The following is a 23,167-nucleotide window of genomic DNA, read 5'->3' as shown; positions in this document are numbered from 1 at the left end:
GAAAGAGGCGATGGCAGACAGGCTTACTTATGGATTCGAAAAAGAGTTGATCGAACTGGACAATGAACCGGGATTCCTGTCTCCCTTTATCTTCAGCCACTGCGACCGTCCCGGTCAAACCGCCAAATATGTAGATTTTATCCGGAAAAACCACTTCTCCCGGGCTACCGGTTATCCGGAGAATGAAGATAGCGGAGCAATGGGGGCATGGTACATCTTTACATCGATCGGTTTCTTTCCCAATGCCGGACAGGATTTCTACTATTTGCTTCCTCCGGCTTTTTCGGAGGTGACGCTGACAATGGAGAATGGCAAGAAAATAGATATTAAAACCGTTAAGTCGACTCCCGAAGCCAATTATATAGAGTCTGTCAGTCTGAACGGAAAACTGCTGGACCGGACATGGATACGCCATGCCGAGATTGCGAAAGGCGCTACGATTGTCTATCACTTGACGGATAAACCGGGACAGTGGAGCATCTCTCCTTTTGAAGCAAGCAGAAGAGAGCCGCAACCGTTCGGGGTGAATCTGGCAGGGGCGGAGTTCTTCCACAAAAAGATGGAGGGAGTGGGGCGCTTTAATAAAGATTATCACTACCCGACTACGGACGAGCTGGACTACTGGAAGTCCAAAGGACTCACTTTGATTCGATTACCTTTCAAATGGGAACGCATACAGCGTAAGTTATACGGAGAATTGAACCGGGAAGAGATGGATTATATCAAATTCTTATTGGCCGAAGCAGATAAGCGCGACATGCAGATATTGATCGATATGCACAATTACGGCCGGCGTAAGGACGATGGTAAGGACCGTATCATAGGCGACAGCCTTTCGATCGATCATTTTGCATCGGCTTGGGGATCGATCTCCAGAGAATTGAAAGACTGCAAAGGCCTGTACGGCTACGGCCTGATCAACGAACCGCATGATATGCTGGCTTCTACTCCGTGGGTAGGGATTGCACAGGCAGCCATCGACTCCATTCGCAAAAATGATGCGAAGAATGCCATTGTGGTGGGTGGTAATCATTGGAGTTCTGCCGAACGCTGGAAACTGGTCAGTGATGATTTGAAGAACTTGCGCGACCCGTCACGCAATCTGATATTCGAAGCGCATTGCTACTTTGATGAAGACGGATCGGGCATTTACCGCCGTTCGTATGAGGAAGAAAAAGCACATCCGTACATTGGCGTGGAGCGTATGCGGCCTTTTGTGGAGTGGCTGAAAGAGAATGATTTTCGCGGGCTTGTCGGTGAATACGGAGTTCCGGCAGACGATGAGCGCTGGCTGGAATGTCTGGACAATTTCCTGGCCTATCTTAGTGCGGAAGGCGTGAACGGTACCTATTGGGCGGCCGGTGCCAGATGGAACAGGTATATTCTTTCCGTTCATCCGGAGGACAATTACCGGAAAGACAAGCCGCAGATGAAAGTATTGATGAAATATTTGAGAACTCAATAATAGATTGTAAACTAAAATTAAGTATTATGAAGAAAAAGACAAAAAGGATTGCATTTGTCCTGGCAACCATGCTATGTGGATGGCAAATGATGCTGGCCCAACCGGTTAGCCCGGCGCCGACACCAACACGGGCGGCGAATGATGTGAAGGCAATGTTCAGTGACGCTTATCCGGAGAAGTTCGGAAAGTTCCAGATAGACTATGATGACTGGAATAGCGATAAATTTTTGACTACCAAAACGATTGTTACTCCTTTCGGAGCTGCGGACGAGGTACTTAAAATAGAAGGTCTGTCCACCGGTTCTTTGCAGCACAATGCCCAGATAGCCTTGGGTACATGTAATTTGAGCGATATGGAGTATCTTCATATGGATGTATATTCTCCTTCCGAAAACGGAATAGGCGAGTTTAGCTTTTATCTGGTAAGCGGTTGGAGCAAGACAGTATCTTGCAATGTGTGGTACAACTTTGATACGAAGCAGGAGTACGACCAGTGGATTTCGATAGACATACCGATGAGCACATTTAAAAACGGAGGATTGAACCTGGCCGAAATCAATGTGTTACGAATTGCAAAAGGAAAACAGGGAGCACCCGGCACAATTGTCTATGTGGACAATGTTTATGCATACGGCAAAGCGGTTGAACCGGAGTCGGATGTGAAGATTGTGGCCAATGGTAATACCAACCTGACTACGGATGTTCCTTTGATCTCCGCTCCGACGCCGAAGGTAGCTGCCGCCAATGTATTCAACTTCTTCAGCGATCACTATGGCGACGGTAAGTTCGATTATGCACAAAGCGATTATGGCGATCAGAAAACAGTGAAATCCCTCATTACCATTAATGATACGGAGGATCAGGTATTCAAGATCGATAACATCGTGAATGGAAGTAAGGCGAATGTTTCCATCGGCTCACCGAATCTTTCGGGAGTGGACATGCTGCATCTGGATATATTTTCTCCGGGCAATGATCAGGGAATCGGTGAATTTGATTTTGCCCTGACGGATTTTGGAGGAAACGGTAATGATGCCGGTATCTGGCTGAATATTACGGACAAAGGATGGCATGGACAATGGATCTCCATCGATATACCTCTCAGCAAGTGGACGGGAGCTGCCAATATGATCAGATTCCGCCGTGGTGGTAAAGGCTCGACCGGTAAGCTGTTGTATGTAGACAACGTTTATGCTTACAAGAGTGAATCGGACGATCCGAAACCGGTTCCCGATCCTACTACTGTTCCTGTTCTTACCAAAGATAAGTCCGATGTTATTTCTATTTTCTGCGAACAGTACGAAGAGCCGGGATACCAAGATGAATTTGGCATAGTAAGTGCCGGAAACTGGGGGCAAAATGCGAAGCAGAAAGATGAATTTGTAGAAATTGTAGCAGGTAACCAAACATTAAAACTTACGTCGTGGGATCTCTTCCCGTTCAAAGTGCATAAGAACAGTGACGTGATGGATTTATCCCAAATGGACTATTTGCACTTAAGCATATATCAGAATGGCGCTTTGGATGAAAACAACAAACCGGTTAGCGTTTGTATCTGGATCAACGACAAGGATAATAAGGTGGCGCAAGCTCCTTTGTTGGAAGTGAAGCAAGGCGAATGGACTTCCGTCAGCTTCGGGATGGATTATTTCAAAAACAAGATCGATTTGAGCCGTGTATATGTGATCCGTTTGAAAGTGGGCGGTTATCCTACCCAGGATATTTACGTAGATAATATTTTTGGTTATAAGGGCGATCCTATCCGTCCGGGTCAAGTAACCGAGCCATATGTGGACGAGTGCGATCAGCCGATTCAGGATTCCACACCGGGCACTCTGCCGCCGATGGAACAGGCCTATCTGGGAGTGAATTTAGCTTCTGCTTCCGGTGGAAGTAATCCGGGCACATTCGGACACGATTACTTGTATCCTAAGTTTGAGGATTTGTATTATTTCAAGGCGAAAGGCATACGTTTGCTCCGTATCCCGTTCCGTGCTCCGCGTTTGCAACACGAAGTTGGAGGAGAACTGGATTATGATGCCGGTAATACGTCGGATATCAAGGCGTTGGCCGCTGTTGTGAAAGAAGCGGAAAGATTAGGTATGTGGGTTATGCTGGATATGCACGACTACTGCGAACGGAATATTGACGGTGTATTGTATGAATATGGAGTTGCCGGACGCAAGGTATGGGACTCTGCCAAAAACACTTGGGGAGATTGGGAAGCAATGGATGAAGTGGTGCTGACCAAAGAGCATTTTGCCGACCTGTGGAAGAAGATTGCTACTGAGTTTAAAGATTATACGAATATCTGGGGATACGACCTGATGAACGAGCCCAAAGGCATTAACATCAATACGCTGTTTGATAATTATCAGGCTGCCATTCATGCGATTCGTGAGGTGGATACAAAAGCACAAATAGTAATCGAAGGTAAGAATTATGCCAGTGCTGCCGGTTGGGAAGGTTCAAGCGACATACTGAAAGATCTGGTCGATCCGGTCAATAAGATCGTTTATCAGGCACATACCTACTTTGACAAGAACAATACGGGTACCTATAAAAATTCTTACGATCAGGAGATTAGCGGAAATGTAGAGATCTACAAACAACGTATCGATCCTTTTATTGCCTGGTTGGAAAAGAACAACAAAAAAGGTATGTTGGGCGAATACGGAGTTCCTTATAATGGACATGCGCAAGGTGACGAGAGATATATGGACTTGATCGATAATGTATTTGCTTATCTGAAAGAGAAACAGCTTACCTCTACTTATTGGTGCGGTGGATCGATGTACGATGCTTATACGCTGACTGTACAACCTGCCAAGGATTATTGTACAGAGAAATCTACCATGAAGGTTATGGAGAAATATATCAAGGATTTTGATACCAGTATTCCTTCTTCCCTGGTGGAAACCAATGCTGACGGCAATGCCATCGTACTCTATCCCAATCCGGTGAAAGATAACTTGAAGATTACTTCTGAAAGCGGAATCGAACAGGTGATTGTCTTCAATATGATAGGCCAGAAAGTAAGCGAGCGAAATGAAAAGGGCACTAACATCGAATTGAACCTCGAAGCATTGGGCAAGGGTACTTACTTAGTAACTGTCCGCTTGGAAGACGGTAATGTGGTGAACCGTAAGATTGTGAAAATGTAATTGATGATGAAATGAAATACAGCCGGGCAACGGCTGTATTTCCATACTTGACAGATAGACAAAAGAGACGCAGCATCTTATTGAAAAGGTGCTGCGTCTCTTTTTTAATGAAAGATTGATAGAGATAGGAACGACTTATTATTGAGGCTTCAAAACTGATTAGCCATGAGCTAATTACTATTTTTCAAACAAAAGAACAAATAAAATACCTGTAAAAGCTATGCAGGAAATATGTTCTTTTGTTCTTCTGTCGAAAAATAGATTCGTGTACTTGTTTTGAGTTGAAGTTGAACCGTTTTATCGATGATATTGAATAAAGGCAGCCAGTGGGATCCCCATCGTAGGATAATTTTTGTAGGGATGAGGCTGATAGATCTGCATGCCCTCTTCGTCATAGTAATAGCCGTCTTCGTTGTCTATCGTGATACCGATGTCTACCAGATAATACCCTTCGGATTCCTTTTTATCGAAATTGTCGATCAGGTATTTCCGGAAACGCCACATGGCAAAGTTTTGCATGACGGTGAAGTTCCCGTCTTTGTTGTCCATCGTACCGCAGGTGCTGCAAGGGATCAGTATCACAAACTTGCCGTTGGGCACCGCTTTCAGATACGACTCTTTCACTATTCTCAGTTGTTTGTCGAAAGTGGAGAAGTCGGCGTTGATGTTGTTTCTGAAATCGTTCAGACCGAGCATTTCCGCTAAGAACTGGGGAGGGGTAATGTTCCACATGGCAAGGTATTTGCCATAGTCGAAATTCCATGTGAAATCATCTTTCTGGACATTGACCCATTGGCTGCCATCGTACATGACGAATGATCTTTTAGCGTTGTCATATAGTATGTCCCCTTTTGTGGGCGACTTAAGATACCCGTCTTCGTTGAACTTATACAGGCAACTTCCATATTTACCGTTGGTGGCTTCCAGGTTGGGTCTTTCTCCCTTCTCTACAAGGAAACAGAGTTGCCAGAATTCGGTCGATCCCCAATAACGGAAATCCCCGTCCGGATGCATGAAACCGTGATAGCGGTTGTTTCCCGTGAATACCTCAAAGTACCAGCTCATGCAGGCGCCGTTGCGTCCTTCGTCGTATTGCCCGGTTGTGTACTGCGGATCGTCTTCCGTTTCAACCTTTACGTCTCTTAATCCTACGAGCTTGAGGTTCGGTACATATCCTTTTCGCAATAACGCATCTTTGTAAAAGGCACCTTGTGTATAGCTGTCGCCGATGATTTGTGCCACGACTTCGGAATTACCGGTACCTTTTACTCCCAGTCTGATTCTGGAAGAGTGAGTCGCCACTCTGGTGAAGTTTTTGAGTTCGTATAAGTTGGCAATGATTTTCTTGTCATTTTCCGGTTTGTCTACCGATACTACCCGTTCCAACCGGCGTGAGTAGAAGTCTCCATTGAATAGGACACTATAATCGAACGGATACCATCTTTTTATGAACGGTTCTACAAAAATGTCATTTCTGGTATCCGACAGCATGTACAGATAGCTGGGCAGGCATATTTCATTTACGTCGGACTTATTGACGGCCAGCGTGATCTGTGTACCGTCACTGAAACTGAAAGTCATTTGATCGCCATTGGCCGAGATATTTGTAATTTGGCTTCCGTCGGTGCCGTCGATTCCGTTTTGCAGCACAACGGTGCTCCCATCGGAGAGGGTGATTGTGTAACCATCGTCCGTAGTGGCTACATGGGTGATGTAGATATTGTTTTGAGATGCTTCGAGCAGCTGTTTCTGGACGTTTAGCTCGTTGCGCAATTTTTCTACTTCCTCTTTCCAGTCGTCGTTCTGACACGAAGGCAGGAGGAGGGTACAACATAAAAGAATGGTGGTGGTGATGAGGTTTTTCATAAGCGTTTTTATTAAATAATGATGAGATTAAAAATGAAAATATCCCGAAACTGCTTGAATCCCGGGATATTTTAGGTAATGATGGAAACTGGTCTTTTTTACAGTTTTATAATGTGTTTGCTTACTGTTTTTCCACTAACCAACTTCACGGAAATAATGTATGAACCCGATTGCAGGGCCGATAGGTTGATTTGATTCTCTCCTGCCATGTTGTAGCTGCCGGCCAATTGACCGCTGATGGCATACAGGTTGGCCGACTGAACTGCTTCTTCGGAATCGATTGTAATATAGTCTGTTACGGCAGTAGGATAGATGTTTAAACCGTTGTTGGCTTTATCAGACTTGATTCCTGTGGGCGAACCTTTATAAGCGAATATGTTGGATACATAAATATTAGGTGCATATTGCTTGGAGAGTGGTTCGTATATACCGTCTCTGCTGCCGAGTCTTAAGCCGTTGATCACATAATTCTTATTCTCCGCAGTCCAGTCGAAGTTTTCGATAGGAAGATCGATAGAATTCCATTGATTGGCTTTCAAGTCGAATATTTCGCTGTAAGCATCTGCCATTGCCGGGTAATTCCAGGTTACGCCTACCACGAACTGGCAATCCTGATCCGGCCAGAAATCGAAATGCAGATAGTCATAATCGGTAACGGTGGCGCCGGCATTGGTATAGAATGAGGACCATTCCAGGTTAATCATATGCAGAACCGCATCCTTATTAATATAATCGTCTACGAAATTATCCGGACTAAGTCCCCAGTTTGTACGTAGGATCAGTTTGTGATCTGATGCCGGTTCGTAAGTCTTTCCATAGAACGAAATGACGTCTGCTTCCGGGTAAGTCGGAGTAGGAGCGGCCGTTGTCGGTTCTTGTGCATTTGCAAATTGTGTACTGCCTAATAATGCCAAGGCTGCAATAAAATAAGTAATCTTTCTCATAATCTTAAAATTTTAGAGTTTAACGATTTGTTCCCTTTTGGTGTGGGCAAAGTAATGGAAAAGATCATTTTGGGGATGTAATAATCTTATTTTTTTATAGAAGAATATTGTTTTAACCATTTATTTTTCTGAAATTCAACCCCACTAAACTAAGATTATTATATCCTTCTATAAATATGAAATATTCTTCTATGGAACAAGCTCCGAGGAAGCTACTTTTGTAAACAGGTAAAAGAAAACTTAGTTTGTCAACAAAAGAAAGGAGGACATGTAGAAGAAACGATGAATTCAATAAACTGCACTTGTGATAGATGATAATCTTCCGGGTCGGAGAGCTTGTGATTTATTTAAAAAAGAATCTAATACTGATAATTGTATGATTTCAAAAGACGAAAATATAAAAAGGCGGATCATTGGTGTTTTATTTTTCTTATGTGCTCTAAGTCCTGCATTATGGGCTCAGTCGCGCATTATAAAAGGTGAAGTGCTCGATCCCAACGGAGAACCTCTGATAGGTGTAGGGGTTATGATTAAAAATACTACTGCTGGAACCATCACTGATGTCGATGGAAGATATTCCATTCAGGTTCCCGATAATAATGCTGTTCTTTCTTTCTCTTATGTAGGCTATAAAAGAAAAGAGGTCAAGGTGGGAAGTCAAAGCGTGATTAATATTTCTCTGGAAGAGGAATCCGTATTGATGGATCAAGTTGTCATTGTGGGATATGGCAGCCAGAAGAAAGTCAATCTGACGGGAGCCGTAGCTGCAATTTCCGTTGACGAATCCCTTGCCGGCCGTTCGGTTGCCAATGTCTCTTCCGCTTTGCAGGGGTTGATGCCGGGACTGTCCGTGAGCCAGAGCTCGGGTATGGCGGGAAATAATTCTGCCAAACTGTTGATTCGTGGTTTAGGAACGATCAATAGTGCCGATCCGCTGATCGTGGTGGACGACATGCCGGATGCCGATATTAACCGGCTAAATATGAATGACATAGAAAGTATAACCGTCTTGAAGGATGCAACGGCTTCTTCCGTTTACGGTTCTCGTGCAGCCAACGGCGTAATACTTGTTAAAACCAAATCGGGTAAAGGTTTGGAAAAGACGCAAATAACCTTCTCCGGATCGTATGGATGGGAAAAGCCGACGAATACTTACGATTTTATATCCAATTATCCACGCGCTTTGACTTTACAGCAAATCTCCTCTTCGACCAATCCCGGCAAGAATGGAGAAAATCAGAATTTTAAGGATGGAACGATCGACCAATGGCTGGCATTGGGAATGATTGACGACAAGCGGTATCCGAACACGGACTGGTGGGATTACATCATGCGAACGGGTTCCATTCAAAATTATAATGTATCGGCGACGGGTGGAAGCGAGAAATCGAACTTCTACGCATCTGTGGGATATATGAAGCAGGAAGGATTACAGATAAATAATGACTACGACCGCTATAACGCCCGTTTTAACTTTGACTATAAGGTGATGAAAAATGTGAATACCGGATTCCGTTTTGACGGGAACTGGAGTAATTTCACCTATGCTCTGGATAATGGTTTTACGAGCGATTCTAACCTGGATATGCAGAGCGCGATTGCCGGTATCTATCCTTATGATCCGGTTCTGGATGTTTATGGCGGTGTAATGGCGTATGGGGAAGATCCACAGGCTTTCAATCCGTTGAGCTTTTTCACAAATCAGTTGAAGAAGAAAGACAGACAGGAGTTGAATGCTTCTTTCTATCTCGACTGGGAACCCGTAAAGGGGCTGGTAGCCCGCGTGGATTATGGTTTGAAGTATTATAACCAATTTTATAAGGAAGCGGACATCCCCAACCGTTCTTACAATTTCCAGACGAACTCGTATGGTATCAGGGAATATGTTACGGAGAATGCCGGAGTTACAAACCAGACGAGCACCGGTTACAAAACTCTGTTGAATGCCCGTTTGAATTATCACACGGTTTTTGCTACGCACCATGATTTGAATGCCATGTTCGTATATAGCGAGGAATACTGGCACGACCGTTATCAGATGTCCTACAGGCAGGACAGAATTCATCCGTCACTCTCCGAAATAGATGCTGCCTTGTCCGGAACACAGTCTACTTCCGGTAATTCTTCGGCAGAAGGACTCCGTTCTTATATCGGACGTATCAATTATTCTGCTTACGGTAAATATTTGCTGGAACTTAATTTCCGTGTCGATGGTTCGTCTAAGTTTCAACCGGGACACCAGTACGGCTTTTTCCCGTCGGCAGCTTTGGGCTGGAGGTTTAGCGAAGAGTCGTTTGTGAAGCCTTATATAGGGAAATGGCTGGCAAGCGGAAAACTCCGTGCTTCTTACGGTAAGCTGGGTAACAATAGCGGTATTGGCAGATACCAGCAGCAAGAGGTGCTTTATCAGAATAACTATATGCTGGACGGTTCGATTGCCAAAGGTTTTGTGTATTCTAAAATGTTGAACCCGGATCTGACTTGGGAATCTACGGGATTATTCAACCTGGGACTGGACCTGATGTTTTTCGATGGAAAACTCGCTGCGGAATTTGATTATTACGACCGTCTGACGACCGGTATGTTGCAAAAGTCGCAGATGTCCATTCTGCTGACCGGTGCTTATGAAGCGCCTATGGCAAATCTGGGGACGCTCCGTAACCGGGGATTCGAAGCGAACTTAACCTGGAGAGACCGGATTGCAGACTTTACTTATTCTGCCAATTTCAATATCTCTTATAACCGTACGAACCTTGAGAAGTGGGGGGAGTTCCTGGATAAAGGATATGTTTACATAGATATGCCTTATCATTTTGTATACAGCCAGCCGGATCGCGGATTGGCTCAAACCTGGACCGATTCCTATAACGCTACCCCTCAAGGAGTGGCTCCGGGAGATGTGATCCGTCTGGATACCAATGGCGACGGACGCATTGATGGCAATGACAAAGTGGCCTATACAAACTTCCAGCGCGATATGCCGACTACCAACTTCGCCTTGAACCTTCAGATGGGATGGAAAGGTATCGATGTATCTTTACTGTTTCAAGGATCGGCTGGTCGTAAAGACTTCTGGAACAACAAATATACGGAAATCAACCTGCCGGACAAGCGTTATACCTCCAACTGGGATCAATGGAATAAGCCTTGGTCGTGGGAGAACAGAGGAGGAGAGTGGCCGCGTTTGGGAGGATTGGTGACTAACAAGACGGAAACTGATTTCTGGTTGCAGAACATGACTTATTTAAGAATGAAGAACCTCATGATCGGTTATACCTTTCCGAAAAAATGGACGAGAAAGTGTTTCATAGAGAATCTCCGGATTTATGGAACGGCGGAAAATCTGCTGACTATTACCGGTTATAAAGGACTCGATCCGGAAAAAGCGGCTAACTCACAAGATTTGTATCCTATCACCAAATCTTATTCTATTGGCGTTAATCTGAGTTTTTAATAAATGAAAAGCGGAAATTATGAAAAGAGTTTATATTAAATATATAGGTTTGATTGCCGGGATGATGATGCTATTCAGTTCCTGTGCCGACTTGTTGAATCAAGAACCTACGGTGGATCTGCCGGCTACTAATTATTGGAAAACAGAGTCCGATGCCGAATCAGCATTGAACGGGCTGGTATCCGACATACGCTGGCTTTTTAACCGGGACTACTATCTCGACGGAATGGGAGAATTTGTCAGAGTGCGCGGTAACTCTTTCCTGAGCGATAAAGGACGCGACGGAAGAGCTTACAGGGGGCTTTGGGAAATCAATCCGGTAGGCTACGGCGGCGGATGGTCCGAAATGTACAGGTATTGCTATGGGGGCATCAACCGTGTAAACTATGTAATCGACAATGTCGAGAAGATGATAGCTAATGCAAGCAGTGAAAAAACGATCAAGAACTTGGAAGGCATAATCGGTGAATGTAAGCTGATGCGGGCTTTGGTTTATTTCAGATTGATCATGATGTGGGGAGATGTGCCTTATATCGACTGGAGAGTGTACGATAATTCGGAGGTTGAGAACTTACCGCGTACTCCGCTTGCCGAAGTAAAGGATCATATCCTGGATGATTTGCTGGATGCTTTTAAGAAATTGCCCGAAAAGGCGACAGTTGAAGGCCGTTTTTCACAACCTGCCGCATTGGCTTTACGCGGAAAGGTACTGCTTTATTGGGCAAGCTGGAACCATTACGGTTGGCCGGAACTGGATACGTTTACACCGAGCGAAGAGGAAGCTCAAAAAGCATATAAGGCGGCAGCCGAAGATTTCAGAACGGTGATTGATGACTATGGCCTGACTCTGTTCAGAAATGGAGAGCCGGGAGAATGTGACGAGCCGGGAAAAGCCGACAAGCTGCCCAATTACTATGACCTGTTTTTGCCTACGGCAAACGGTGATGCCGAATTTGTACTGGCATTTAATCACGGTGGCACGAACACAGGGCAGGGCGATCAGCTGATGCGGGATTTAGCCGGACGAAGTGTTGAAAACTCACAATGTTGGGTATCTCCCCGTTTCGAAATTGCCGATAAATATCAGTCTACGATAACCGGTGACTTCTGTGTACCGTTGGTTAAGTTGAATCCCTCTTCTGTGCCCGATGCCCGTACCCGTCCTAATTCAGCCGTGAATCCGGAGAGTTATAAGGACCGGGATTACCGTATGAAAGCGTCGGTCATGTGGGATTATGAAATATGCCAGGGACTCATGTCCAAGAAAGTGACAGGATGGGTGCCTTTCATCTACAAGATGTGGGGAAGTGAAGTAGTTATTAATGGTGAAACCTATATGTCCTACAATACCGATGGTACCAATTCCGGATATGTATTCCGGAAGTTTGTGAGGAACTATCCCGGTGAAGAACGGGCTGACGGAGATTTCAATTGGCCTGTCATACGTCTTGCCGATGTATTTTTAATGTATGCTGAGGCGGATAATGCCGTAAACGGTCCTCAGCCTTATGCCATAGAGCTGGTGAACAGAGTGCGTCACAGAGGTAATCTTCCGGTGTTGGCATCCAGTAAGACATCTACTCCCGAAGCATTTTTCGAAGCGATAAAGCAGGAGAGAATTGTGGAACTGCTGGGAGAGGGCCAGCGTGCATTTGATACGCGCAGGTGGAGAGAGATCGAAACAGTCTGGTGCGAACCCGGTGGCAGAGGAGTAAAGATGTATGATACGTATGGAGCACAGGTTGCCGAATTTTATGTGAATCAGAATAACCTGGCTTATGAACGTTGCTATATTTTCCAGATACCGGAGTCGGAACGTAACCGTAATCCGAATTTGACTCAGAATAAACCATACAGATAATAACTATATAACAGATGATGGGTATGAAAACATATTGGAAAAATATATTCTTAATTCTTTTAATGATATTGTCGTTAAGCGGATGTACTGAAAATCCCGTTGATGAAGACGGGCTGTTGATAACCGGAAGAGAGGAATGCTATGTCAGCAACTTTGATTTGTTAGGGACGGATCGCTTGTCTGTAAGGATTGGCAATGCCGAGATTGACAACGACGAATGCACGATTGACGTGGTGGTAGCCTATGGCACCGATCTGAGAAACCTGTATCCGCAGTTCACTCTGGTGACGGATGCTAAGCTGGACCCAAAAATTACGGGTATAACCGATTTTTCGGATTTGGACAATCCGAAGCGGTACACGGTGATTTCCGGAAACAGACAAGTCCGTAAAACATACACGGTATATGTATCCGTACAACCGCTAAAATAGGTCTTTAATAATAAACGATGTAACGATGATGAAAAAATATAATAAAATTGTAGGTTTCGTTCTTTTGTTATGTTTGTCTTTTTCTTTTGTAGCTTGTGACAATGAGGAAGATAATACATTGTTAAAAAACGATTGTCTGAAAAGGACATTGGGGCCGAATGTAGTTGGCGAAAATATTTATTTTGCTTACGCTATGGCTTTGCCTTATCATACGGGAAAAATCGTATCGGCTCAGGTTGAAGCGACCATCAAAGGTGCGGAAGGCACTTATCTGGAAAATAATTCCTATCACACGAATGCCGAGGGGGCGGATGTACCTGTCCTTGTCGGCAATCCTTGTACCAATAACGATAATATCACGCAGGTAGAATTTTGCGTAGATACTTGCGCGGCCACGTTAAGGTACTATTATAAGATTCCGGAAGCGGCTCGCGGACAATCGGTTGCCTTTACCTTCTCTGCAAAAGCGGACAACGGCGAGACGGTTTCCCTGACAATGGGACCGTATACCATCGCTAAGATGGAGATGAAGCGTAATCTTAAGTTTGATGATGATTATTGTTATGTCTCTATAGCAGACATGGAAATTTACAATCAAACAGAAGCTGCTGCCAATCCCGATAAGATCGATCTTGTATATGTGTGGCAGCGTGAAAGCACTTTCAGACACTCTTTTGCCGCACCGGCTGCCGATCCGCAGTGGCTTCCCGATATTGTATTACCGTCGGGGGTAAATAGAGATGCCAAGATACGGAAAGAATTTGGAATGATAGACTCCCACTTGACCGATGAACCTAATAGTGGCACGTATATAGATGATATTGATTTTGAAACGATCGACTTGTCTAATATGCCCAATTATGTTATAAATCTCAAAGATAAAGGAGGTATGTGGGTTGAAACACAAGACGGTAAATACAGGGCTTTTATCTATTTGAATAGCTTGAAGACGATTCCGGGGGGAACCCTGAGCATGAAACGCTATACTGTAAAGTAACGCGGATCGTTTTCATCGATGCAGGAACAAAATATCTCAGATCTGAAACGTTCGTTTCGAGGTCTGAGATATTTGTTGTAGTATGGAGGTGTATTATGTTATTCGATATAAATCATCTTCTTCGTCATTCCCCCGTCGATTGTGATATTCTCACCATTGATAAAGTCATTTTCTTCCTGGCTGAGAAACAGGCACATCCGGGCGATATCTTCCGGCTTGCCTACCCTTCCTGAAGGGTGCTGTGTGTGATCTTCCGGCCGGAGTTGTTCATAATGATTGTTCTGTATCCAGCCCGGTGCAATGGAATTGACCGTGATATGCCATTCGGAGAGCGAGAGTGCCAGCGCATGTGTCAGTGAGTAAATGCCGCCTTTGGATGCTGCATATCCTTCACTTCCCGGCTCGCTCATCAGATAGCGGGTTGAACAGATATTGATGATCCTGCCGAATGGATTGGCAGTGGATTGAGACTTACGGTGAATGGCCAATAACCGGGAGGTGATAAATGCCGGACGTAAGTTAACTGACAGAATCTTATCAAAATCTTCTACGCTCGTTTCGGTGATAGGGGAGAATTCGCTGATACCTGCGTTATTGATAAGAATATCGATGTCTCCCCAAACCAGAAAGATACGTTGCATGCAGTGTTCAAGGGCCTCTTTGTCGCTTACATCGGCCCGATAGAATACTGCTCCGGTATCTTTTGCAGTCTGTTGGCCTGCCGTTTCGTTTCTGTCGCAAAATGCTACCCGATATCCCGCACGGCAGAATGCTTCTACAATGGCTCTACCTATCCCTTCGGCTCCTCCGGTGACGAATGCCCGCTTTTTCTGTTCTGTGGCCGATGGTGCCGGTTTATTCTGCTGAGCAGTACCTGTTACCGGCCGGCCATATTTTTTAGCCCTTTCCCAAGCGGCTTTTCTGGCTTCATACTGCTCACGTTGTTTTTCTATATAGTTGTCTGCCATGGTCAAGTCTGTTTATTGAGGAGTACTCTTTATTTCAGGAACTCTTCTACCTTTTTATAAAAGAGTGAAAGATGATGTCCGTCTATAAATCCGTGATGAATGGTCATGGCGATCGGCATCACTAATTTTCTTTCTTTCAGTATTGCCTTCCCGGCGTTCATTAACGGATAATTGCTGCCGTGGCGATGTTCTTGCGTACAGGTCAGTGAAGTGAAGTATAAATCGGGAGTGGCGCTTAGCAATATGACATCGAGCAGATCTTTACCGCCTACCTTCTCCATATCATAAGGATTCCCATTAGGATCGATATCATTGATAATTGCTTTTGCTGTCGTATAGAAAGTCTGGAAATCGGTGTTCCACGGCAAGCGGATGGTGAAGAAGCGTCCGTTTTCTTTTACCTTTATGGGAGTCAGCATATCCACATGATCAAAATAGACCACTCTGCCTTCTGCATCTATACGAAAGCGAAACTCCGGAATTTCATTAACGGCACGTAGTACCGCATAAAGATAATGGAGGAAGAATGATTCGCCGGCAGCTTTGGCACGTGCTTTTGCTCCGGCACACTCTACTTCGGAAGTGATAGAGATTGTAGGGTTTTGAAAACCAAGAAAGAATTCGTAATTCTCTTTCCGTTCCCAGGTATTTATGTCTATGATATGTTTCATTTCTTGATTGCTTCTTTATTTTCTTTCTTCGTTTTTCTATCGTAAAAGAACATGAAGTAAACGCCGATGATAACGAACGGGATACTCAACCACTGTCCCATGTTGAGACTCATATTGTTTTCAAAGCTGACCTGATTCTCTTTGAGGAATTCTACAAAGAAACGGAATGTGAAAATAGCCGTCAGGCAGAGTCCGAAGAAGAAACCGCGATGCAGCTTTTTGCTGTAATTCTTATAGAGATACATCATTACGAGGAAAAGCAGGAAGTAGGCAATTGCTTCGTACAGTTGTGCCGGATGGCGGGGAAGCATGTCTACCCGTTCGAAGATGAAAGCCCAGGGCACATCGGTCGGCTTACCGATGATTTCCGAATTCATCAGGTTGGCCAGACGGATGCAGCAGGCGGTGATAGGAGTGGCTACGGCAATCATATCCACTACATCCATGTAGTGCATTTTGGTCTTCCGGCAGTAGAGCCAGAGGGCGATCATCAGCCCCAATGTACCACCGTGGCTGGCAAGTCCTTCATAACCGGTGAATTTCCATCCTCCGTCGGGCAGAAATCTGACAGGAAGTATCATTTCCCAAAATCCTTTGAAGCTGGTCAGGTAGGTCTGCGGATCGTAAAACAGGCAATGACCCAGTCGGGCACCGATAAGGATGCCGAAGAAACAGTAGAAAAACAGGGGATCGAACTTCTTCTCATCTATCTTTTTATCACGGTATTGATAATGAACGATGATATAAGCCAAAAAGATGCCAACCGCCCATAGCAATCCGTAATAACGGACGGGGAGTCCGAAAAGATTGAACAGTTCGGGACTTGGGTTCCAATTGATAGATAATAAGAAAGTGTTCATAACTTATAAGGTTTAATTTTATGATCTGAATTTTTTAGCGACTTCCCGATAAGTGGGTACATCTATTCCTTGCTCTTCGGCGGCTGTTATCATGTCGAAGAGTAACCCTTGCACTTCGGATTCATGACCTTTTGCCATGTCTTTCTGCATGGAAGCAGTGCTTTGAGGGTCGAGTTTATCGATTACTTTAAGGTTGTAACCAACGGGATCTTCGGGAAATTCTATACCGAGTTTTTTGCCCAATGCAGCGCTCTCCGTAGAAAGGCCGATGAAGGTGTCGCGTATTTTGCCCGGTTTCTGTACTTCACCCATTGGGACGTCGTAGTAGACACCGGTGACGGCCATTGCCGAGATGAATGACCATTTGATGAATGTATCCCGCTGAATGTCAGGCGATAGGTCTACTTTGATTCCGCTTTCCACCAGTTCGTCACGCACGGCTTCAAGCAGTTCGGGAGATACGTCTGTGCCTTTATGTGCTCCGTATACCAGGCGGAAAATGGTTCCCATCTGAGTGATTTCTCCCGGTGCGGATACAAAGCCTACGATGTAGATGCAACCGTCCAGAACGGTAACTCCCGGCACAAGGCGTTGGATGCGTGGTCCTGTGCCATACACATTTAATATGGGAATGACAATTGTTTTTTCGTGGGCGGCACGCTTTATCAGTTCTGTAATGGAATCGACGGAATAACCTTTTACACAAACGAATATTACGTCTGCCTTTTCGTCGTATTCTTCTGCCGTACAGGCTTTCACAGCGATGGTATGATCCCCCTTCAAGTCTGATTTTAGTTTCAGACCGTTTGTTTGTATCGCTTCGAGGTGTGCCCCGCGAGCTATACAGGTAACATCTTTTCCCGCCAGAGCAAGAAAAGCGGCAATACTGCCTCCTACACCTCCGGTTCCTGCTATGAGATAATTCATAAATTATACGTTAAAGCGGAAATGCATGATATCTCCGTCTTGTACTATGTATTCTTTTCCTTCTACGCCTAACTTGCCTGCCTCTTTCACGGCAGCTTCCGAACCGTATTGGATGAAATCGTCGTATTTGATGACTTCTGCACGGATGAATCCTTTTTCAAAGTCCGTATGGATCACTCCGGCGCATTGGGGAGCTTTCCAGCCCTTTTCGTATGTCCAGGCCCGTACTTCCTGTACACCGGCCGTGAAATAGGTTTCCAGATTCAATAGCTTGTAGGCTGATTTGATAAGACGGGCTACACCCGATTCCTCCAGACCTACTTCGGCAAGAAACATCTGACGGTCCTCATAAGTCTCCAGTTCGGCAATGTCCGATTCTGTTTTGGCGGCCACAATCAGAATCTCTGCATTTTCGTCCTTCACAGCTTCACGTACCATGTCTACGTATTTGTTTCCGCTTACTGCGCTGGCTTCGTCTACGTTGCAGACATACATCACGGGTTTGCTGGTAAGCAGGAAAAGTTCACGGGCAATCTTTTGCTCGTCTTTTGTTTCGAATTGTACAGTACGGGCTGATTTCCCTTGCTCCAATGCCTCTTTGTATTTCACCAATACGTCGTAGGCTTGTTTGGCTGCTTTATCTCCACCGGTCTGTGCCTGTTTCTGCACTTTCTGTATGCGGGCGTCGATGGTATCGAGGTCTTTCAGTTGTAATTCGTAGTCGATGATTTCTTTGTCGCGTACCGGATTTACACTTCCGTCTACGTGTGTCACGTTATCATCGTCAAAGCAACGGAGTACGTGCAGGATAGCATCTGTTTCGCGGATGTTAGCAAGAAATTTATTGCCCAATCCTTCGCCTTTACTGGCTCCTTTTACCAATCCGGCGATATCCACGATTTCTACCGTAGTGGGTACGATTCGTTGCGGATGTACCAGTTCCGCCAACTTATTCAGACGTTCGTCCGGGACGGTAATTACGCCTACATTCGGTTCTATTGTACAAAAAGGGAAGTTTGCCGCTTGTGCTTTCGCATTTGACAAACAGTTGAAAAGTGTCGACTTACCCACGTTCGGCAGTCCGACAATACCACATTGCAATGCCATTTATCTATTTTGTTATTTTATTTATTATCAATGCACATTAAACAGTACGTACTGTTTAAAATATGGGCGCAAAGATAACTATTCTTTTGCAGGCAAGCAATTATGTTCTCAATTTTCATATTTCTTGTGAAATACAGTCAGCAGTATAAATCCTGCAAAAGCGAAAGGGACACCTATCAATGCAGGATATTGATAGCCAAGTCCTGCTTGCAATGCCAATCCGCCGGAGTAAGCACCGATTGCGTTTCCCAAATTGAATGCCACCTGTACGCTGGCTGCTCCCAACATCTCTCCTCCTTTTGAATAACGTATCAGCAAGACTTGTTGCGGACTGGAGAGGGCAAACAGTCCTGCCGTACAAAGACACATCAGCAATACGGACAGCCACGAAACGGATGATAAAAAGAATATGAGCAATAGGGTGACGCAGATGCATGCCTGTACGGTAGCTGCCACTCGTCCCGGTTTGTATTTATCGGACAAACGTCCACTGGCAAGATTTCCTACAACCATACCGAAACCGGCAAGTACCATTAGAAAAGTAATGCTCTGAGGATGGAATCCGGATACATGGGTCAGTAGCGGATTGATATAACTGTACCAGCAGAATACGCCGCCGTTTCCCAACAGGGTTGCTCCTATCAACAGCCAGGGGGCGGGAGATTTAAGAAAGCGGAACTGTCCTTTTAATCCTGTATCGGGCAGGCTTTCTATTTGTGGAACCCAGCGCCAGATGTAGTAGAGTATAATCATTCCCCAACAACCTACCAACAAGAAGGTCATGCGCCATGAAATAGCGGCGCTCAATGATGTTCCCAACGGAACACCGAAAAGATTGGCTATCGTCATCCCAGCTACCATAATAGAGACGGCTTCCGAACCTTTACCTTTATCTGCCAATTTTTCGGCCACAATAGAGCCTACTCCGAAATAAGCACCGTGTGGAAGTCCGGAAATGAAACGGGCCAACAACAATATCCAGTAATCGGGTGCCAGAGCCGCACTTATATTTCCTATCATGATCAGCGTGACGAGTATCAGAAGAATACGTTTCAACGGATGTTTGCGGGCAAGTATCAGCATAGGTGCCCCTACGCATACTCCCAGCGCATAGGCAGAAATGAAATGTCCTGCCTGGGAGATACTGATACCGAAATCATGCGCCACATCGGGCAGAATACCCATCATGACAAACTCTGCGATACCCAATCCCAAGGTACCGAATGCTAATGCGATCAGACTTTTTTTCATATTAACTATACCAATCTTTTTACCGGCGGCAAAATTACAACAATCATGAAAAACAGCGATCAGTGCTCTCTTGTTTTTGAGCTTATCCCCTTTTTTCTTGATTTATGTCATTTTTTACATTTCGTCTATTCGGCCTTTTTGTTCTGTCTGAAAACGGCCGATTGTTTATTTTGTAGACTGAAGAAAAAGGTTTCTTATGCTCCATATACTACTTTTTGTTTATCTTTGTTGAAAATATCGTTTTGGACGGTGACTTGATGACCGGCTCTTTCTTTTTTGTAAAACAGCCTTTTATGATTTGTGCTAAAATTATGATTATATAAATTAACCTTTGTGACAATGAAAACACTTCCGATATTAAACAGTATGTTAGTGCTGGCTTCCGGGGCCGGACTTTCGGCTCAGCAGGCAAATGCTCAGCAAAAACCTCATATTATTCTGATTATGTCCGATCAGCACCGTGCCGATGCTTTGGGATGTATGGGAAATGAATCCGTCATCTCACCCAATATAGATCAGTTATCCCGGGAAGGGACCTTGTTTTGTAACGGCTATTCTTCGACACCGAGTAGTACGCCGGCACGCGCCGGGCTATTGACCGGTATGTCTCCTTGGCATCACGGTATGCTGGGTTATGGAAGGGTGGCCGAAGAGTACAAATATGAAATGCCCGCCATGTTGACGGAACAAGGCTATTATACATTCGGCATTGGAAAGATGCATTGGTTCCCGCAGAAGGCTTTGCATGGTTTTCAGGGGACATTGATAGACGAGAGCGGGCGTGCCGAGTCAAAAGACTTTATCAGTGATTACTGGTTATGGCTACAGCTTCAAATGCCGGGTGGAGATCCGGATTTGACAGGTATCGGTTGGAACGAGCACAGGGCAGGCATTTACAAATTGCCTGAAGAACTACATCCCACAGCCTGGACAGGTAAGATGGCCTGTGAATTGATCCGGAATTACGATAACGAAAAACCTCTTTTTCTGAAAGTTTCTTTTGCACGGCCGCATAGTCCGTACGATCCTCCCCAACGGCTCTTGGATGAATATTCGGATAAAGAAATTCCGGCACCTTATATGGGGGATTGGTGTGACAGGTATGCTGCCCTGCTTGATCCGGCGAAAGCGGATAAAGACGCTCCATTTGCCAACTTTGGGACGGAATATGCCCGGAATTCCCGCAAGTACTATTATGCAAATGTGACATTTATTGATGAGGAAATAGGTAAAATAGTACAGGTCTTGAAAGACAAAGGGATGTATGACAATGCTTTAATCTGTTATGTCTCCGATCATGGGGATATGTTAGGTGATCATTACCATTGGCGGAAGACCTACCCTTATGAAGGTTCTACACATGTGCCCTATATTGTGAAATGGCCCGATTCGTTTGGTGTAAAAAAGGGAGCCCAAATAGATGAGCCGGTAGAGTTGCGGGATTTTCTGCCTACTTTTTTAGAAGTTTCCGGCGCACAGGTTCCGCAGGATATGGACGGACTTTCTTTATTGGCTTTGATGGATGAAAATAGAAAATCCGGCTGGAGACAGTATATTGATTTGGAGCATGCTACCTGTTATGCTAAAGAAAACTATTGGTGTGGTTTGACGGACGGTAAGATGAAATATATATGGAATTTTCATACAGGTGAGGAACAGTTGTTTGATCTGGTAAAGGATAGGGGAGAACAGAAAAATCTTGTGTCGGAAAAACGTTATAAACATAAACTGGAAGAATTGCGTGGGGCAATGGTGAAACACTTGAGTGAACGGGGAGAAGGGTTTGTGAAAGATGGAAAATTGGTGGTTCGGAAAGAAACTTTGCTTTATAGTCCCAATTACCCCAAGACAGAGGCAAGTGAATAAGATTGGTTTTTATATTTTGTCTATCTTTGCACGTCCATTTAGTTTGAAATTATGCAAAAGCAGAGATATGCATTGGTGAAAAAGGAATATAGGATTCCTTTTATCCTGGTTACTTCTTTATTTTTCTTATGGGGATTTGCCCATGCCATTCTTGATGTGTTGAATAAACATTTTCAGGATGTAATGGTTATTAGCCGGGCCCATTCGGCATGGGTGCAGGTGATGTTTTATTTGGGATATTTTGTTATGGCGATTCCGGCCGGACTGTTTATTAATAAATACGGTTATCGCCGTGGTGTTGTCTTCGGATTACTGCTTTACGGGCTCGGTTCTCTATTATTTATTCCCGGAGAATATTGGATGTCGTTCAATTTCTTTCTGTTTTCTTTGTTCGTCATCGCCTGTGGTTTGGTTTTTCTGGAGACTGCTGCCAATCCCTATATGACAGAGTTGGGGGACAGGGAGACTGCTGCCAGCCGGTTGAATCTGGCCCAGTCATTCAATGGCTTGGGGTGTATCTGTGGGCCGTTGGTAGGCGGATTATTATTGTTCTCAGAAGACGGATCACCCGCCATCGCTTTGCCCTATACGTTGATGGGTATTGTGGTATTGTCAGTCGCTATGGTTTTCTCTAAGATCAGGTTGCCGGAAATAGTCCATGAAGAAGAAAACAAGGAACAGGAAAAGGTGGGAGGATTATGGTCGCATAAACTTTTTATTTTGGGTGTTGCCGCCCTGTTCTGTTATGAGATAGCTGAGATTTCCATTAACAGTTTCTTTATCAATTACGTGGTAGACGATGGCTGGATGAATGCCCGGGATGCTTCTGTCGTGCTCTCTTTCGGAGGATTGGGCCTGTTTATGTGCGGACGTTTTGCCGGTAGCTGGATTATGCAGCGCATTTGTGCAGAGAAAGTATTATTATTTTGCACCATATGCACGGTGATCACTTCTTTATTGCTTGTGCTGAACTTGGGGATGGTTTCCCTGATTGCCCTTTTCTTGGGTTATGCATTTGAAGCTATTATGTTTCCTACTATTTTTGCCCTTTCTTTGAGAGGATTGGGGAGACATACGAAGCGCGCTTCCTCATTTTTGATGATGTCACCTGTCGGTGGGGCGGTAGGCCCGTTAATGATGGGATATGTAGCCGATCAAACTACGATGTCTTTCTCTTTTATAGTGCCTTTACTCTCTTTTATGGTAGTTATGTTGTATGCTTGGAGAGTGAATGTGGCAAAATCATATTGAGCTTTTATCAAGAACCATTGTATATAATTTGACAGGTTTATCATTATAAAACATCCGGATGTTGTTAATGAAAACATGCCCATG

16 protein-coding genes are annotated in these 23,167 nt (G+C 44.7%); 8 read left to right on the top strand and 8 right to left on the bottom strand.

What is annotated here, in order from left to right:
* Both QVP90_RS19200 and QVP90_RS19195 read left to right on the top strand, forming a co-directional pair.
* Positions 1 to 1,465: glycoside hydrolase domain-containing protein (locus QVP90_RS19200; protein ID WP_288204929.1), on the top strand; the 1,465-nt coding region annotated here is incomplete at its 5' end.
* A gap of 26 nt (positions 1,466 to 1,491) precedes the next feature.
* Positions 1,492 to 4,629, top strand: a complete 3,138-nt coding sequence (locus QVP90_RS19195) for a cellulase family glycosylhydrolase (protein ID WP_021937331.1) — start codon at positions 1,492 to 1,494, stop codon at positions 4,627 to 4,629.
* Between the two features lie 297 nt (positions 4,630 to 4,926).
* On the opposite strand, the gene QVP90_RS19190 is transcribed toward QVP90_RS19195, so the two are convergent.
* Entirely contained in the window at positions 4,927 to 6,495 is a 1,569-nt protein-coding gene (locus QVP90_RS19190; protein ID WP_021937330.1) for a PL29 family lyase N-terminal domain-containing protein, read from the bottom strand.
* A gap of 98 nt (positions 6,496 to 6,593) precedes the next feature.
* Entirely contained in the window at positions 6,594 to 7,439 is an 846-nt protein-coding gene (locus QVP90_RS19185; RefSeq protein WP_021937329.1) for a T9SS type A sorting domain-containing protein, read from the bottom strand.
* Positions 7,440 to 7,815: 376 nt separating this feature from the next.
* Between QVP90_RS19185 and QVP90_RS19180 the strand changes: the two genes are divergently transcribed.
* From QVP90_RS19180 to QVP90_RS19165, 4 genes are read left to right on the top strand one after another with little or no spacing between them, the layout of a single operon-like run.
* The gene (locus QVP90_RS19180) at positions 7,816 to 10,893 is read left to right on the top strand and encodes a SusC/RagA family TonB-linked outer membrane protein (RefSeq protein WP_021937328.1); all 3,078 of its coding nucleotides are present in this window, start codon (positions 7,816 to 7,818) and stop codon (positions 10,891 to 10,893) included.
* Between the two features lie 19 nt (positions 10,894 to 10,912).
* Positions 10,913 to 12,754, top strand: a complete 1,842-nt coding sequence (locus QVP90_RS19175; RefSeq protein ID WP_021937327.1) for a RagB/SusD family nutrient uptake outer membrane protein — start codon at positions 10,913 to 10,915, stop codon at positions 12,752 to 12,754.
* A 23-nt stretch (positions 12,755 to 12,777) separates the two neighbouring features.
* The gene (locus tag QVP90_RS19170) at positions 12,778 to 13,185 is read left to right on the top strand and encodes a hypothetical protein (RefSeq protein ID WP_165353971.1); all 408 of its coding nucleotides are present in this window, start codon (positions 12,778 to 12,780) and stop codon (positions 13,183 to 13,185) included.
* A gap of 25 nt (positions 13,186 to 13,210) precedes the next feature.
* On the top strand, positions 13,211 to 14,182 hold the full coding sequence (locus QVP90_RS19165) for a DUF4466 family protein (protein WP_005928198.1): 972 nt from the start codon (positions 13,211 to 13,213) through the stop codon (positions 14,180 to 14,182).
* A gap of 98 nt (positions 14,183 to 14,280) precedes the next feature.
* Here QVP90_RS19165 and QVP90_RS19160 read toward each other — a convergent pair whose 3' ends face one another.
* The 6 genes from QVP90_RS19160 to araJ all read right to left on the bottom strand — a co-directional run bounded on the left by QVP90_RS19160 (position 14,281) and on the right by araJ (position 19,966).
* On the bottom strand, positions 14,281 to 15,150 hold the full coding sequence (locus tag QVP90_RS19160) for an SDR family NAD(P)-dependent oxidoreductase (protein WP_021937325.1): 870 nt from the start codon (positions 15,148 to 15,150) through the stop codon (positions 14,281 to 14,283).
* Between the two features lie 29 nt (positions 15,151 to 15,179).
* Entirely contained in the window at positions 15,180 to 15,821 is a 642-nt protein-coding gene (locus QVP90_RS19155) for a chloramphenicol acetyltransferase (protein ID WP_021937324.1), read from the bottom strand.
* Complete coding sequence (gene lgt, locus QVP90_RS19150; RefSeq protein ID WP_005928203.1) at positions 15,818 to 16,681, bottom strand: prolipoprotein diacylglyceryl transferase; 864 nt, start codon at positions 16,679 to 16,681, stop codon at positions 15,818 to 15,820. Before lgt ends, QVP90_RS19155 begins: the two co-directional genes overlap by 4 nt.
* Positions 16,682 to 16,699: 18 nt before the next feature.
* Positions 16,700 to 17,608, bottom strand: a complete 909-nt coding sequence (locus tag QVP90_RS19145; RefSeq protein ID WP_021937323.1) for a ketopantoate reductase family protein — start codon at positions 17,606 to 17,608, stop codon at positions 16,700 to 16,702.
* A 3-nt stretch (positions 17,609 to 17,611) separates the two neighbouring features.
* Entirely contained in the window at positions 17,612 to 18,715 is a 1,104-nt protein-coding gene (gene ychF, locus QVP90_RS19140) for a redox-regulated ATPase YchF (protein WP_005928207.1), read from the bottom strand.
* Between the two features lie 108 nt (positions 18,716 to 18,823).
* Entirely contained in the window at positions 18,824 to 19,966 is a 1,143-nt protein-coding gene (gene araJ, locus QVP90_RS19135; RefSeq protein WP_021937322.1) for an MFS transporter AraJ, read from the bottom strand.
* Between the two features lie 339 nt (positions 19,967 to 20,305).
* On the opposite strand from araJ, the gene QVP90_RS19130 reads away from it, so the two are divergent.
* Positions 20,306 to 21,832 (top strand): arylsulfatase, encoded by a 1,527-nt coding sequence (locus QVP90_RS19130; protein ID WP_021937321.1) that lies wholly within the window; start codon positions 20,306 to 20,308, stop codon positions 21,830 to 21,832.
* 51 nt (positions 21,833 to 21,883) lie between these two features.
* On the top strand, positions 21,884 to 23,083 hold the full coding sequence (locus QVP90_RS19125) for a sugar MFS transporter (protein WP_007479612.1): 1,200 nt from the start codon (positions 21,884 to 21,886) through the stop codon (positions 23,081 to 23,083).
* The last annotated feature ends 84 nt before the right edge of the window (positions 23,084 to 23,167 follow it).

It is taken from the genome of Bacteroides sp. CAG:189 (assembly GCF_000432295.1).
Classification (GTDB): domain Bacteria; phylum Bacteroidota; class Bacteroidia; order Bacteroidales; family Bacteroidaceae; genus Bacteroides; species Bacteroides salyersiae.
Note: the sequence above shows the minus strand (reverse complement) of the source record. Positions and strands in the feature narration are given on the sequence as shown.